Source organism: Acinetobacter marinus (assembly GCF_900096915.1).
Taxonomy (GTDB): domain Bacteria; phylum Pseudomonadota; class Gammaproteobacteria; order Pseudomonadales; family Moraxellaceae; genus Acinetobacter; species Acinetobacter marinus.
Genome location: NZ_FMYK01000001.1, coordinates 319,115 through 332,954, shown reverse-complemented (window position 1 = coordinate 332,954; position 13,840 = coordinate 319,115). Strand labels below are relative to the sequence as shown.

The 13,840-nt window shown below is 43.0% G+C and carries 14 protein-coding genes and 1 tRNA gene; 9 read left to right on the top strand and 6 right to left on the bottom strand.

From position 1 onward, the window contains the following. Positions 1 to 185: 185 nt before the first annotated feature. From BLQ60_RS01570 to BLQ60_RS01555, 4 genes are all read left to right on the top strand, one after another. A complete protein-coding gene (locus tag BLQ60_RS01570) occupies positions 186 to 449 on the top strand; it encodes a YbdD/YjiX family protein (protein ID WP_378235160.1) in 264 nt (87 codons plus the stop codon). 216 nt (positions 450 to 665) lie between these two features. Next, positions 666 to 1,673: an AAA family ATPase gene (locus tag BLQ60_RS01565; protein ID WP_092614995.1), complete on the top strand. Its 1,008-nt coding sequence runs from the start codon at positions 666 to 668 to the stop codon at positions 1,671 to 1,673. 37 nt (positions 1,674 to 1,710) lie between these two features. Next, complete coding sequence (locus BLQ60_RS01560; RefSeq protein WP_092614992.1) at positions 1,711 to 2,631, top strand: DUF58 domain-containing protein; 921 nt, start codon at positions 1,711 to 1,713, stop codon at positions 2,629 to 2,631. A gap of 2 nt (positions 2,632 to 2,633) precedes the next feature. After that, positions 2,634 to 4,808, top strand: a complete 2,175-nt coding sequence (locus tag BLQ60_RS01555; protein WP_092614989.1) for a transglutaminase TgpA family protein — start codon at positions 2,634 to 2,636, stop codon at positions 4,806 to 4,808. An 86-nt stretch (positions 4,809 to 4,894) separates the two neighbouring features. Here BLQ60_RS01555 and BLQ60_RS01550 read toward each other — a convergent pair. From BLQ60_RS01550 to ychF, 3 genes are all read right to left on the bottom strand, one after another. Next, positions 4,895 to 4,971 (bottom strand) — tRNA-Val (locus BLQ60_RS01550). 274 nt (positions 4,972 to 5,245) lie between these two features. Then, the gene (locus BLQ60_RS01545; RefSeq protein ID WP_092614986.1) at positions 5,246 to 5,611 is read right to left on the bottom strand and encodes a hypothetical protein; all 366 of its coding nucleotides are present in this window, start codon (positions 5,609 to 5,611) and stop codon (positions 5,246 to 5,248) included. A 142-nt stretch (positions 5,612 to 5,753) separates the two neighbouring features. Next, complete coding sequence (gene ychF / locus BLQ60_RS01540; RefSeq protein WP_092614982.1) at positions 5,754 to 6,845, bottom strand: redox-regulated ATPase YchF; 1,092 nt, start codon at positions 6,843 to 6,845, stop codon at positions 5,754 to 5,756. Between the two features lie 293 nt (positions 6,846 to 7,138). Between ychF and BLQ60_RS01535 the strand changes: the two genes are divergently transcribed. The 3 genes from BLQ60_RS01535 to epmA all read left to right on the top strand — a co-directional run bounded on the left by BLQ60_RS01535 (position 7,139) and on the right by epmA (position 10,075). Continuing rightward, entirely contained in the window at positions 7,139 to 7,906 is a 768-nt protein-coding gene (locus BLQ60_RS01535) for a glutathione S-transferase family protein (protein WP_092614979.1), read from the top strand. Between the two features lie 62 nt (positions 7,907 to 7,968). Next, positions 7,969 to 9,072, top strand: coding sequence for a 4-phosphoerythronate dehydrogenase (locus BLQ60_RS01530; protein ID WP_092614975.1), 1,104 nt, complete (start codon positions 7,969 to 7,971; stop codon positions 9,070 to 9,072). A 46-nt stretch (positions 9,073 to 9,118) separates the two neighbouring features. Further along, on the top strand, positions 9,119 to 10,075 hold the full coding sequence (gene epmA / locus BLQ60_RS01525; protein WP_092614972.1) for an EF-P lysine aminoacylase EpmA: 957 nt from the start codon (positions 9,119 to 9,121) through the stop codon (positions 10,073 to 10,075). A gap of 64 nt (positions 10,076 to 10,139) precedes the next feature. On the opposite strand, the gene BLQ60_RS01520 is transcribed toward epmA, so the two are convergent. Together BLQ60_RS01520 and BLQ60_RS01515 are read right to left on the bottom strand one after the other, a co-directional pair. After that, positions 10,140 to 10,364, bottom strand: a complete 225-nt coding sequence (locus tag BLQ60_RS01520) for a hypothetical protein (RefSeq protein ID WP_092614969.1) — start codon at positions 10,362 to 10,364, stop codon at positions 10,140 to 10,142. 73 nt (positions 10,365 to 10,437) lie between these two features. Continuing rightward, positions 10,438 to 10,935: a thioesterase family protein gene (locus BLQ60_RS01515; RefSeq protein ID WP_213030457.1), complete on the bottom strand. Its 498-nt coding sequence runs from the start codon at positions 10,933 to 10,935 to the stop codon at positions 10,438 to 10,440. 112 nt (positions 10,936 to 11,047) lie between these two features. On the opposite strand from BLQ60_RS01515, the gene hemB reads away from it, so the two are divergent. Next, positions 11,048 to 12,061, top strand: coding sequence for a porphobilinogen synthase (hemB, locus tag BLQ60_RS01510; protein ID WP_092614963.1), 1,014 nt, complete (start codon positions 11,048 to 11,050; stop codon positions 12,059 to 12,061). A gap of 95 nt (positions 12,062 to 12,156) precedes the next feature. Here the strand turns inward: hemB and yaaA are convergent, their stop codons facing one another. Then, positions 12,157 to 12,933 carry a peroxide stress protein YaaA gene (gene yaaA / locus BLQ60_RS01505; RefSeq protein WP_092614960.1) on the bottom strand — a complete coding sequence of 259 codons (777 nt, stop codon included), beginning with the start codon at positions 12,931 to 12,933 and terminating at the stop codon, positions 12,157 to 12,159. A gap of 224 nt (positions 12,934 to 13,157) precedes the next feature. Here yaaA and BLQ60_RS01500 point away from each other — a divergent pair, with 224 nt between their 5' ends. Next, positions 13,158 to 13,784 carry an alpha/beta hydrolase gene (locus BLQ60_RS01500; protein WP_092614957.1) on the top strand — a complete coding sequence of 209 codons (627 nt, stop codon included), beginning with the start codon at positions 13,158 to 13,160 and terminating at the stop codon, positions 13,782 to 13,784. The last annotated feature ends 56 nt before the right edge of the window (positions 13,785 to 13,840 follow it).

Here is a 13,840-nt window from a genome sequence, read left to right as displayed (position 1 = left end):
GTCTTTGTGAGTATCTCAAGCGCTAGGGTAATGTGGTTTTTATAAAGTACATACCCGCTTTTGAATATCAGCAAACTGATTCTAAACAAACCGAGTCTAAACACACTGAACAAACAAGTTGAAGGACGATGAATATGCAAATCAAACCATTCAATTTAAAACTGTTTCGTAATGGCAAGGGTGTGATGGTGCGCATTATTAAATTCACCATCATGTCGCAAAAACACTTGTTACTATCACCAAAAAATTGGTCAAGAATCGCTGAGCTGTGGCAACGACTGCAGCAGAGCTTTCGGTTGATGGTTGGTGTGCCAGATTATCAGGCATATCTTGAGCATATGCGTGAGCATCATCCAGACCTCGATGCGATGGATGAAAAAACATTTTTCCGATACTGTGTCGATGCCCGCTATCCATCTCAGGGCAATATGAAAAAATGCCCGTGTTAAAGGTATGATTCAGCAGATGAAGTGCTTGTTAAAATCAAGATAAACAGTGCAAAATCAAACAAAAATCGTGTAATCTGTAATGCAGAGTACACGATTTTTTTATTGCTAATTTCGTTGAAGTCGATTTGCCTGCGATGCGTTTTATAAATGATAGTTTTATACACGGCGGATTTAACAACGATATTACGACTTTTATGATTTTAGGGGTGTGTCATCATGTTGTGGTCAAAGAATAAAGCGGATCATCCACAATCTTTTCATAGTAATGGTCAAGTGTCTGAGACACAGTCCACCGAACAGATTGAAAAAGCGCTCGCTCAACTACAAACACAACTTGACGCTATCTTTCCAAAAATTCAAAGCTATTTAGATCAGCTCAATCAAGTGGTGTTAGATAAACCTGAGCAAATCAAACTGGCGGTATGCTGTCTCATCGCCGAAGGGCATTTGTTGTTTGAAGATATTCCTGGACTCGGTAAAACTACCTTGGCGCATGCGTTGGCGACCTTGTCAGGGCTTCATTATCAACGGATTCAATTCACCAATGATTTGCTGCCAAGTGATATTTTAGGCTCAAATATTTTCCATCCCGAAAAATCGCAATTTGAATTTAATCAAGGGGCTATTTTTAGTCAGATTTTGCTTGCCGATGAGATCAACCGCAGTAGCCCAAAAACGCAAAGTGCGCTACTTGAGGCAATGGAAGAAGGCATGGTATCGATCGAAGGTGTGCGTCATCAATTACCTCAGCCATTTTGGGTAATCGCCACGCAAAATCCTCTGCAACAATCGGGTACTTATCCCTTGCCTGAGTCACAGCTTGATCGCTTCTTGATGCGACTGTCGATGGGTTATCCTTCGGCTGAGGCAGAGCGGGCATTATTGCGTGGTGAAGATCGCCGTAAATTGCTGGATCAGATTGACTCGGTGCTCTCTCAAGAGGATGTACTACGTTTGCAGGCTTTACGTGAGCAAGTGATTTTATCCGATGCGATTTTGGATTATTTACAGCGACTTACAGCATGGACTCGCAGTAAAGTCACAGGTTTATCGACTCGTGGTTTATTGGCACTCAAGCGTGCCACACAAGCCTATGCGCTGATACAGGGGCGTGGTTATGTGATTCATGAAGATGTGCAAGCGGTGTTTGCTTCGGTAGTAGCGCATCGGATTCATCTGTCGGAGCAGGATTTAAAACAGGCCTTACAGACGATTGAGCTTTAAAAAATTCAACGTGAATCCTGATTGACGATGACAGAATATGATTAAAAAACGATGGCAAAAATGGATTGGCAGACGCTTTCAACTGACCGAGCAACGTACGCTCAAGCAAAATGACGTGTTTGTATTTTTCAATCGGGAAGGTTATCTGTTTTTAGTGTTGTTGATCATTACCTTTATTGCTGGGGTGAATTATGCCAATAATTTGATATTGGCATTGTGCTTTTTACTCACAGGGATTTTGGTGCTGAGTTTTTATTTGGCATTTCGTCAGCTCTATGGTTTAACGATTGATTTGGAAGTGGAACAGCTTGGGCAAGTCGCACAGCCGTTGACTTTAAAATTTCAATTTCGTCCTGCAAAAAATCAAATTCATCTGCATTTACGTTGTCAGTTTCAAAATACAGCCAAGAAAATTACCGTACTGAAATCACCGATGGTGGTGCAATTTACCGATACACCGCTAAAACGTGGTTTGCATCGTTTAGAACGCTTTCATTTTTTTAGTGTTTATCCGTTTGGCATCATCAAAGCGTGGAGCTATGTCTTTCCTCAGCGGGAAATTTGGATTGCACCTGCGCCACTCGAAGTGGATTTACAGCATTATGGATTGCGTCAGCAAAATGAACGAGAACAAGTCGGCAATGAGGACTTTAGTCATCTTCGAGAGTTTCAGGCGGGAGATGCGTTGAATCGGATTGCATGGCAACAATACGCCAAAGGACGAGGTTTGTTGGTCAAAACCTTTGAACAGCATCAACATCAGCAATTAGATTTTAATTACACTCAAATGACACTGTCATTACATGAAGAGAAATTGTCGCAACTCATGTATTTGGTTCAACAAGCCTACGATCAACACATGGCATTTTCGCTACAGCTACCATCAGCTCAGCTTCCATTAGGAATCGGTGAACAGCATTTTCATCAAGCCAAATTGATGCTTGCACAGGAGCCTTGATCATGAGAATTTTCAAGGCTAAAAAAAACCAACCTGATCAATTTGATTCGTTAGTTGAAAATCAGCACAGCGAAAATGTGCGTCAAGCGATTGCTTATAGCCCGCTCAGTCAAAAGAATTATCAATCCTTACTGCTCGCCACCTTTCTGGTGCTATTGCCACATTTTTATTATTTACCCATTGCTCAGACAGTTTTAATGCTATTGGTACTGGCGTTTTGGCAATGGCAAATTTTAAAAAAGGGCACGATTGTTCAGGCACAAAAAGGCTTAAGTGCGAAGCTACTACAATATGGCGTTGTACTGACAGGTTTAGTGATAATTGTTGCACAGTATGGCACTTTTGTTGGTGTCGATGCGGGTTGTGCAGCATTGGCGCTCATTTTATTAGGCAAAGGTTTTGAACTCAAAAATTATCGTGATGGCATTATTCAGTTTAATTTTGCCTTATTTGTGGCAGCGTCAGCATTTCTTTATGGGCAGGGAATTTTTACCACCATTGCGGTGTTGATTGCGATTTTCCAATGTTTCTATGGCATGTATCAGTTGCAAAGCTATCACAGTGCTTATGAAGAAGTGCTGGTGCAAGATGTGTCGGTCAAGCAGCTCAGACAACATGCCTTTAAAACGGTGTTGAAACTATTGCTATTTGCTGCGCCAATCATGGTGATGTTGTTTTTGTTTTTTCCACGTTTTCCACCGCTATGGAGTATGCCAAGCAATAGTAAACAGGCGACGACTGGGGTCAGCGATAGTATGTCACCTGGTGATATAGCCAATCTCAGTCAGTCCAATGCGTTGGCATTTCGTGTGGTGTTTGATGATCCAAATCAATTGCCACAGCCCAGTAATCTGTATTGGCGGGCGATGGTGCTGGATGATTATGACGGCACGACGTGGACACCCAGTCGCATGACACGCTATAACTATGGTATGTTGCCTGAACGTGGTCAATCGACTTGGCAAATCCCAAATTGGTATCAAATTCCCAATGGTCAAAGTGCACAACTTGCCACTTACCAACTGATTTTAGAGCCGACATTTCAGCGTTGGGTGTATAGCCTTGATCATAGTGTGTCGCAGTTTCCACTACGGATGAAGCCTGATCTGAGTATTCAGTCTTTTGGAGAAATTGCGCGTCGTGAGCAGTTTGATCTAGCCTATATTTTGCCTAAACCACGTGCAAATCTTGAATTAGATGATTTGACTCGTCAGCACAGTTTAGACTTACCAGAGGAGCGCAATACGCAGACTTTGGCATTTGCACAGCAACTGTTTCAACAACAAGGTAGTGATCCGAAGCGTTATGCCAATGCCGTTCTCAATTGGATTCGTACCAATAATTTTAGTTATACCTTATCACCACCATTGCTCGGTGATGAGCGCATTGATGATTTTCTGTTTCGGACTCGATCAGGATTTTGTGAGCATTATGCTTCTGCGTACACCAATCTGATGCGGATGGTCGGTATTCCTGCACGTGTGGTGGTGGGCTATCAAGGCGGGAAGTCTGCACCTGATGGTGCGTCGTGGGAAGTCCGTCAGCTTGATGCGCATGCGTGGACGGAAGTGTGGTTTGCGGGTGAGGGCTGGGTGCGTATTGATCCGACTGCTGCGATTGCACCTGATCGGGTCAATCTCGGCATGCAAGACTATGCCAATCAAAATGATGCTGTGTTTGGTGATACTGCACTAGGCAACTGGTCAAGCTCAAACAACGTTCTGATCCAAGCACGGATTTGGATGGACTACGCCAGTTATCAATGGCAGAGCAAAGTCGTAGGATTCGACCAAGGCACACAACGAGATTGGTTAAAGAAATTTTCAATTGATAATCTGTCTGAGCAATTGATAGTACTTATTGTTGCATTGATCACGGCAATTGGATTGGTGGTATGGTGGCTATCACGTCAGCAAAAAGTGAAGCGTTCCAAGCTCGATCATGCGCTAGAAAATCTCTCTAAGCGACTGCAAAAGGCGGGATTAGAACGTCAGCCAAATGAACCCGTATTGTCGTGGTTAAAGCGGATACAACTTGATAACCAAGCCAATCAACGTATATCAGCACAGCAACAGCTTGATGAAATCATTCAACAATATGCGCAACATCTGTATATATCCAAACTCCCAGATGAAGCATTATCCAAATTAATCAAGCAACTGGATCAATTTGAATAAAATGCTTGGAAAACTTTTATATTTATCGAAACCAATTTTAGCGCATAAAAAAGCTGATGTGAAATACACATCAGCTTTTTGAAACTTGGTAGGCATATCCAGACTCGAACTGGAGACCTCTACGATGTCAACGTAGCGCTCTAACCAACTGAGCTATACGCCTAAGTGATGCGAATCATAGCATTATTGGTTGAATAGACAAGTGTTTTTTTGAGTTTTCGATGCGATTGCATATTTCACAAGCAATTTAAATCAATCAGCATCAATTTGAGAGCGAAAATAGGAGAACATACATAAAACGGATAGTGCCCGAGAATGGTTAACGCAGTATTTTGAGTCGCATTGAAGTCGCAAAAAGAATAAACCCCATAACATGTCTCCACATTATAGGGTTTTGAATTGATGTAACCTTACCTAAATCATAGGCAGTGCTTCAATTAGTTTTGTGCAGCTTCTTTTACATCAGCAGCGCCAGATTCAACCGCACCAGCGACAGCAGCAGTTGCATCTTTTGCAGCGCCAACAGTCGCATCAGCCGCTTCGCCAGCAGCAGTTGCAGTTGCGTCAGCCGCTTCAGAAACAGAAGTCGCAGCAGCATCACCAGCAGCTGCAGTTGCATCAGCCGCATCACTTGCAGCAGCAGCGGTCGCATCGCCAGCAGCTTCTACAGCCGCACCAGCGTGGTCAGCAGCCGCTTCAGCGTGTTGTTCAGTTGCAGTTTCAGCAGGTGCTTCTTCTTTTTTGCCACAACCAACGAAAGCAACAGCAGAAGCTAAACCCAAAGCGATTAATAATTTATTCATTTTTTAAATCCTCATAAATGGCATCTGAAACGAATCAACGTTTCGAGCCAAATATTATACGATTTGCTAAAAAAATCTAGCAATTTTTCATAAATTTAGTGAATTAAGTCACAAATTTAATGGCGCAAATAGCAGATTTTGTTTAAACATTAAAACGGAAATGCATCACATCGCCATCTTGCACGATGTAAGTTTTGCCTTCTAAGCGCCATTTCCCAGCTTCTTTGGCGCCAGACTCACCGTTGTATTGGATGTAGTCGTCATAGGCGATCACTTCGGCACGGATAAAGCCTTTTTCAAAGTCGGTATGAATCACACCAGCAGCTTGTGGTGCAGATGCGCCAACTTTCACCGTCCACGCACGCACTTCTTGTACACCAGCGGTAAAGTAGGTTTGTAAGCCAAGTAGCGCATAACCCGCACGGATCACACGATTGAGTCCCGGCTCTTCCATGCCCATCGCTTCTAAGAACTCTGCACGTTCATCTTCTTCAAGCAGTGAAATTTCTGCTTCGATCTGATTACACAGTGCGACTACGACGGCATTTTCTGATTCAGCCAGCTCACGCACTGAGTCCAAATATGGATTATTTTCAAAACCATCTTCCGCCACATTGGCAATGTACATGGTTGGTTTTAAAGTCAGCAAACCAAAGCCTTTGATCAGTTTGCGTTCATCATCAGATAAATCCGCAGCACGAGCAGGGCGACCGTCATCGAGTAATGGTTGAATTTTTTCAAGCACTGCTTTAGTAGCAATGGCTTCTTTATCACCACCTTTAGCAGTTTTTGTTAAACGTGTAATGGCTTTCGATACGGTCTCTAAATCAGCAAGTGCAAGTTCGGTATTGATGGTTGCAATATCATCGAGCGGATCAATTTTTCCGTTGACATGGATGACATTTTCATCTTCAAAACAACGCACCACATGGGCAATCGCATCAGTTTCACGGATATTGGCAAGGAATTGGTTGCCTAGACCTTCACCTTTGGAAGCACCTGCAACCAGTCCTGCGATGTCGACAAATTCCATCGAAGTTGGGATTTCACGTTGTGGTTTGACGATGGCAGAGAGTTTATCCATGCGGTCGTCAGGCACAGGCACCACACCTGTATTTGGCTCAATGGTACAAAATGGAAAGTTTTCAGCGGCGATGGCTGCTTTGGTCAGTGCGTTAAATAAAGTGGATTTCCCCACGTTTGGCAAGCCGACAATACCACAATTAAAGCCCATAAAATCTACTCAAATACGCTATTTTTACTGCGCCACATCATACAGCAAATTGCTCATGAAGTCAGTCATAAACGCACTTTGCAAAAGATGATTTTTCTAGCATGCAAAAGTGCTGAGGAAAATTGAACTAGCACTTTGATTTTGTATTTTTTCATTGAAATTATAGGATTGCTTTGTATTTGGCTTTTGCGCAGTTGGTGAAATCGGTTTAATATGCCATGTAAGAAAAGATTTCACGACTCGATGTGCAAGCATTTGATTGAAATCACAGAAAATCCATCTTCGGAGTTTACATGCGTATTTTGTATCAATTTCCGCTGTCATTGTTTTGTGAGAAAGCACGCTGGTTGCTCGATCATAAAGAGCTCCATTATGTAGCGAAAAATCTGACACCTGGTTTTCATCGCTTAACCACACAACACCATACGCAAAGCAAACATTTGCCCGTACTCAAAGATGACAATAAGTGGATCGCTGATTCTAGTAAAATTGCTGATTATTTAGATTGTTACTATCCTGAACATGCCTTGATTCGTAGCGAGCCTGAGCTACGTGAACGAATTTTAGAAATTGATGCCTTGAGTCAAGCGTTTGGCATCCATGTGCGACGTTGGTTGTTCTATTTTATCTTGCAGTTTGAGCATAATTCGGCGATTGAGGTGATTTTGGGTGAACGAGGTTGGCTTCGTGATCTCAAAGCCTTGGCTCGCCCAACCATTAAATTTGCCATTAATAGCTATCATCACATTACAGGTGATACCGCACTGGAATCCAAGCAAAAAATTGATGCAATGATTGAACAATTCAATCAAATCTTGGTCGATAATGGTGGGCAATATATGGTGGCAGATCGACTGACGCTTGCAGATATTGCGGTGTGTAGCATGATTGCGCCATTGATGATGATTGAAAGCACGCCGTGGGAGCGTGAGCAACACAGTGAAACTGCGCCTGAGGTGATGGCGTTTCAGCATTATTTATCGCAAATTCCACTTGGGCAATATGTACAGCGTATTTATGAGCAGGAGCGCAATGCCAGAGTGGATTGGCGTGGTATTTAGTCTATTGGCGAATATTTAGACTGTTTCAGTGTTCTTTTTAAAATTGTTTTTGGATCAATGTTATGAAAATTGTCGCAGATGAAAATCTAGCGTTTACCGATTATTTTTTTGCAGAGTTTGGCGAAATCCAAAACTTGGCAGGGCGCAGCATTTCTAACAATGATCTGAAAGACTGCGATGCGCTATTGGTGCGTTCGGTGACTAAGGTCAACGAACAATTGATTAAAAATACCCCCATCAAATTTGTCGGTAGTGCCACCATCGGTACAGATCATCTCGATATTTCAGCTTTAGACAGCCATCACGTTCCATGGGCAAATGCCGCAGGCTGTAATGCCCAAGCGGTTGCAGAATATGTTGTGACCGCATTGTTGACACTTCGACCTGAGTTAATTGATGCAGGGCAGTCGTTTTGTTTGGGTGTGGTCGGTCTAGGCAATGTCGGGACACGACTGGTGGCTTTGGCGCAGTTTTTGGATTGGCGTGTGATTGGTTATGACCCTTTTGTAGCGCATGCTTCGGTTGAACAAGTCGATTTCTCAACCTTGTTGAGCCAATCCGATGCGATTTCGATTCATGTGCCTTTAACCAAAAAAACTGACGTGACAGCAGAACATGCGACGCATCATCTGTTTAATGAAAATGCTTTGAATCAAATGAAAACAGATGCAATCCTTATTAATAGCGCACGCGGCTCGGTGGTTAAAGAGCAAGCCTTACTTGCAGATATTGCCAAGAACAATCGTCAAGTGGTGCTAGATGTGTTTGAACATGAACCGCAAATTTCCGCTGAGTTACTCAATGCTTTAGCGATCGCAACACCGCATATTGCAGGCTATAGCCTTGAAGGGAAGGCGAGAGGCACGCAAATGATTTATCAGGCGTTTTGTAAGACTTTTGATAAATCAGCAGATAAAGATTTTGTACCATTACTTGATCGTTGCGAGCCACTTTTAGCGCAAGAACAAGATGCCGAAAATGCCAAAGCTGAATTTAAAACACAGCTCATGCAAAATGTAAGCACCATTTATGATATTCGCCGTGATGATCAAGCCTTGCGTGCATGTTTAAACGATGGCGTAATTCAGCAGAAAGCCTTTGATGATCTTAGAAAAAATTATCCGCTACGCCGTGAATGGTCTGCCTTTGGTGCAGAACTATCGTGAACAATCATGCTTTTGAGAATGAAAATTGACTGAAACCACTTTTAAAATGACCTGCGATCTAGAAGCCTTACAAACACGAGCTAAGCTATATCATCGGATTCGTTCATTTTTTGCTGAGCGCAATGTATTGGAAGTAGAAACGCCATTATTGTCCCAAGCAGGCACGACTGATGTGCATCTTGCATCGGTGCAAGCCTTACGTCATGTCAATGGGACGAAAGCAACGCATTATCTGCATACTTCGCCAGAGTTCGCCATGAAGCGACTACTTGCCAGTGGTAGTGGCGCGATTTATCAAATCTGCAAAGTGTTTCGTGATGATGAACATGGTCGCAAGCACAATAGCGAATTTACCATGTTGGAATGGTATCGTCCTGATTTTGATCTGAAAGATTTGATGTATGAAACCACGGATTTATTAAATATTTGTCTGCAAGATCGTTTCGATGAAGTGCGTCCGATGTTGCTCAGCTATAAGCATGCTTTCCAAGATCGTTTGGATATCAATCCGTTGCATGCTAGTTGTGAGGAGTTAAAGCAATGCGCACAGCGTGTTGGCTTGGATGTACGACTTGGCGATGATCGTTTAGCCTATATGGATTTGTTGTTTTCGCATATGGTCGAGCCGAGTTTGGGTTTTGATACCCCCGTTTTTCTGACCGATTTTCCACCTGAGATGGCATCACTTGCCAAGATCAGAACCGATGAAGACGGTGAGCAGGTCGCAGCACGTTTTGAGGTGTATATCGAGGGCTTGGAACTTGCCAATGGTTATGATGAACTGAGCGATGCAACTGCGCTTCGTCAGCGTTTTGAAGCGGATAATCAGGCACGACTTGCACAAGGCTTAGAAGCTATGCCAATCGATGAGCGATTGCTTGCAGCATTGGAGTTTATGCCTGCATGCTCAGGGATTGCACTCGGCATTGACCGTTTATTGATGGTTGCGATGCAACGGATGCGGTTGGAACAGGTGATTAGCTTTCCTGCGCATTTGGCTTAATTTAAGACTAGATTGGATCAGGAAATTAATGGTGCATAATCTCTATGCACCAAATTAATTATGCTTACCAAGTAACGATTAGGTGTATCGCAAGAAGAAATATTGGCAAAAATAGTAAGGTTAGTAATAATCCCCAAAAGGTATTTTTTAAGTATCGTGGAGTGTAACTCTTAAGAAATTCTTGCCTGTCTTTTTCTAGTTTGAGTTTTTCCATGCGTTTTCTTTGTTTTGCTCGCATTTGTTGACTTTCTTTTTTATATTTTTCGATGTGTTCTTGTTGATTTTTCATCAGTTGATTATTTTTCTCAGTAAAGATAGGCGATATATCACATACTGCCTATCTTTGTAATTATCAAAATAAATCAATACATATACGACCCTATACCCGTCGCAATATGTGTACCTTGATCATTGTGCAAATCCATGCGCATGACACAGCTTTTCCGACCAAGGCGCACGACTTGCGCTTTGGCAACAAAATACTGCCCACGACCTGGGGCAAGATAATCTACTCGAAGATCTAATGTTGCCAATTTCCCGACTTTCTTGGTGGTTTCAGCAAAAGTCTCTGGTGTGCTACAACGATAGAGCTCACTCATCGCCACGATGCCGCCCATACTATCAAGAATGGTTGCTGTTACCCCGCCATGTAAGATTTGGAATTGCACATTGCCAATCAAATGCGGTGCCATCTCGACATAGCCCTCAATCTGATCATCAACCACACGCATTTTGAGATGATTGTGAGTATAGAACGGCGAACGGGTGAAAGCGATACAGAGCTGTTCCAAGATCATCGGAAAGTCGTTTTGATTTTCTGCGGTAATATGACCCGTCCATTCCTGTTGTTGATTATTCAGCATTCTCGTTCGATTCCTTAAAAAAATTCTTTCGTACACAAGACCATAGACACATCGTCTTAAAGGCGTACAATGTTGCCCGTTATAGTAATAGATCAGATAGAGGTTTGTAATGACTTATACGTTCAATCGTCCTGCATTTCCTTCCACACGTATGCGTCGAATCCGCAAAAATGACCGCTTGCGTGACATGGTCAGCGAAACGCAATTGACCACAGACCATCTAATTTATCCTGTATTCGTATTACCAGGCACAAATCAAGCACAAGACATCGCCAGCATGCCGAAGATTCAGCGCTTATCTGCCGATTTATTACTGAAAAAAGCGGAAAAACTGCTCAATCTTGGCGTTTCAAAATTGGCATTATTTCCAGTCACCCCACAAGAAGATAAATCTCTGAATGCAGAAGCTGCTTGGCGTGAAGATGGTTTGGTACAAAGCACCTGTCGATTACTGAAAAAAGAATTGCCTGAAATGGTACTGATCACCGATGGTGCACTCGATCCGTATACTACACATGGGCAGGACGGCATCATTGATGATACTGGTTATGTACTGAATGATGAAACCGTCGAATGCTTGATCAAACAAGCCTTGAGCCATGCCGAGGCAGGCAGTGATGTGATTGCGCCAAGCGATATGATGGACGGACGTATCGGCGCAATTCGTCAAGCACTTGAGCAAAACGGGCATATCTATACCAACATCATGGCGTACTCGGCGAAATATGCATCGAGCTACTATGGGCCATTTCGTGATGCTGTGGGTTCGGCGAGTAACTTGAAAGGTGCAAACAAATATAATTATCAAATGAATTTCGCCAATCGTGCCGAGGCGTTACATGAAGTGGCGTTAGACATTCAAGAAGGCGCAGATATGGTGATGGTGAAACCTGGGATGCCGTATCTCGATGTGGTGCGTGAAGTAAAAGACACCTTTGGCGTGCCGACTTTTGTGTATCAAGTGAGTGGTGAATACGCCATGCACATGGCGGCGATTGAAAATGGTTGGCTGTCTGATAGTGTGATCTTAGAATCACTGATGTGCTGTCGTCGTGCGGGTGCAGATGGGATTTTGACTTATTTTGCAGAAGTGGCTGCTGAGCAACTCAAAGCGCAAAATTAAACAGAATATATCCACGAAATCACTTAGGGCGCAGTGTGGATAGGCATCTATACTGCGCCCTGAACTATTTTAGGATACGAGTAGTATTCTAATAGTTAGGCTTGCTCATCTCGTTTAAAGACCAATTCCTGAGCATTGGAATTTTCAGCATCAAAATAATAACCATCGACATTGAAGTCTTTAAGCTGTTCGATTTTTTTCAGTTTGTTTTGGATGATAAAGCGTGACATTAAGCCACGGGCTTTTTTGGCATAGAAGCTGATGACTTTGTATTTGCCATTTTTCTGATCAAGAAAAACAGGTTTGATTATTTCACAATCCAAAATCTTTTCATTGACCGACTTGTAGTATTCATCAGAAGCGAGATTGACCAGAATCTTAGACTTTTCAGCCTGCATATCGTCACGTAGTCGCTCAGTGATGCGATCACCCCAAAACTGATAGAGATTGTCGCCACGTTCATTTTTTAGTTTGGTGCCCATTTCTAAACGGTAAGGCATCATCAAATCCAGTGGACGCAGCAAGCCATACAAGCCTGAAAGCATGCGTAAATGTTGCTGGGCAAATTTTATCTCAGCGCTATCTAAACTGGTCGCATCGAGTCCTGTGTAGACATCGCCTGTAAAGGCATAAATCGCTTGACGGGCATTGTGTAGATCAAAATCCGCTTGCCAATCTCGGAAGCGATCGACATTGAGCTGGGACAGTTTTTCACTGATGTGCATCAACTGACCAAGCTGTGACGCAGACAGTTTGCGTGCTTCTTCGATCAATCGTGCAGAATCATCCAGCAAGCGAGGCTGGGTGAATTGTTCAGTCGGTAGTTCTGATTCGTAATCTAAGGATTTGGCAGGGGAAATGACGATAAACATAATATTTTTAATCGGTATCAACAATAATTGGCTTAGCTTAGCAAATCTTTAAAAAATCTGCCAATAGGATTCTACGATGTTTTGCATCGGGATGAACATTTTCAGTGATACAGCGTTGTTATTGAATCATTCAAATATTGATCATGCACAATTTTTCAGACAATTTTTTTGCGCAAAGATTGCTACAATAGCCAGCAAAATCCGCATACGCTTACGAGAGAACGATGACTGAAACAATTTTTTTGCAATGTGAAGCAGGGCAAGTGCAAGTCTACGAAGATCGTCCAGACCAGATCAAAGCCATTGCTTTGGTGACCCATCCACATCCATTAATGGGGGGCAATCCTAAGCATAAAATCCCGCAACTGATGTCAGAAATTTTCTTGGCAAATGATTGTCTGGTATGGCGACCGAGCTTTCGTGGCGCAGATGACTCGCATGGTACACATGATGATGGAGTTGGCGAGAGCAAAGACATTGCCAACCTCGCCGTGCAAATGCAAGAAAAGTATCCTAACTTACCGTTTTATGCGGCTGGTTTTTCTTTTGGCTCGCATGTTTGGGCAAAAAGTTTTCATTTGCTCGATCCAGCACAGCGTCCAAAACAGCTTATTCTTGCGGGGCTTCCAGCAGGGCGAGTACGGGATTTGATTGATTATAAAACCCCTGAAATTGATCACGATATTTTGCTGGTACACGGTGAGCAAGATGAGATTACGCCACTTGCAGATGTGGTGGCATGGGCGAAACCACAGCGCCATCCGATCACCATCATGCCTGGTGCCAATCACTTTTTCACAGGTTATCTCAAGCCGCTCAAAGTGGTGTTTGAGCGCTATCTTAAATTTTAAATTGAAGAAAAAATAGTGCTTCTCAGTTGTCAGCTTAGACTGTGGTCTTGGTCGCT

What these genes read in the sequence shown, in the direction of transcription:
- BLQ60_RS01570 (WP_378235160.1), top strand. Translation starts at nt 186, where the DNA reads ATGGTGCGCATTATTAAATTCACCATCATGTCGCAAAAACACTTGTTA.
- BLQ60_RS01565 (WP_092614995.1), top strand. Translation starts at nt 666, where the DNA reads ATGTTGTGGTCAAAGAATAAAGCGGATCATCCACAATCTTTTCATAGT.
- BLQ60_RS01560 (WP_092614992.1), top strand. Translation starts at nt 1,711, where the DNA reads ATGATTAAAAAACGATGGCAAAAATGGATTGGCAGACGCTTTCAACTG.
- BLQ60_RS01555 (WP_092614989.1), top strand. Translation starts at nt 2,634, where the DNA reads ATGAGAATTTTCAAGGCTAAAAAAAACCAACCTGATCAATTTGATTCG.
- BLQ60_RS01545 (WP_092614986.1), bottom strand. Translation starts at nt 5,611, where the DNA reads ATGAATAAATTATTAATCGCTTTGGGTTTAGCTTCTGCTGTTGCTTTC.
- ychF (WP_092614982.1), bottom strand. Translation starts at nt 6,845, where the DNA reads ATGGGCTTTAATTGTGGTATTGTCGGCTTGCCAAACGTGGGGAAATCC.
- BLQ60_RS01535 (WP_092614979.1), top strand. Translation starts at nt 7,139, where the DNA reads ATGCGTATTTTGTATCAATTTCCGCTGTCATTGTTTTGTGAGAAAGCA.
- BLQ60_RS01530 (WP_092614975.1), top strand. Translation starts at nt 7,969, where the DNA reads ATGAAAATTGTCGCAGATGAAAATCTAGCGTTTACCGATTATTTTTTT.
- epmA (WP_092614972.1), top strand. Translation starts at nt 9,119, where the DNA reads ATGACCTGCGATCTAGAAGCCTTACAAACACGAGCTAAGCTATATCAT.
- BLQ60_RS01520 (WP_092614969.1), bottom strand. Translation starts at nt 10,364, where the DNA reads ATGAAAAATCAACAAGAACACATCGAAAAATATAAAAAAGAAAGTCAA.
- hemB (WP_092614963.1), top strand. Translation starts at nt 11,048, where the DNA reads ATGACTTATACGTTCAATCGTCCTGCATTTCCTTCCACACGTATGCGT.
- yaaA (WP_092614960.1), bottom strand. Translation starts at nt 12,933, where the DNA reads ATGTTTATCGTCATTTCCCCTGCCAAATCCTTAGATTACGAATCAGAA.
- BLQ60_RS01500 (WP_092614957.1), top strand. Translation starts at nt 13,158, where the DNA reads ATGACTGAAACAATTTTTTTGCAATGTGAAGCAGGGCAAGTGCAAGTC.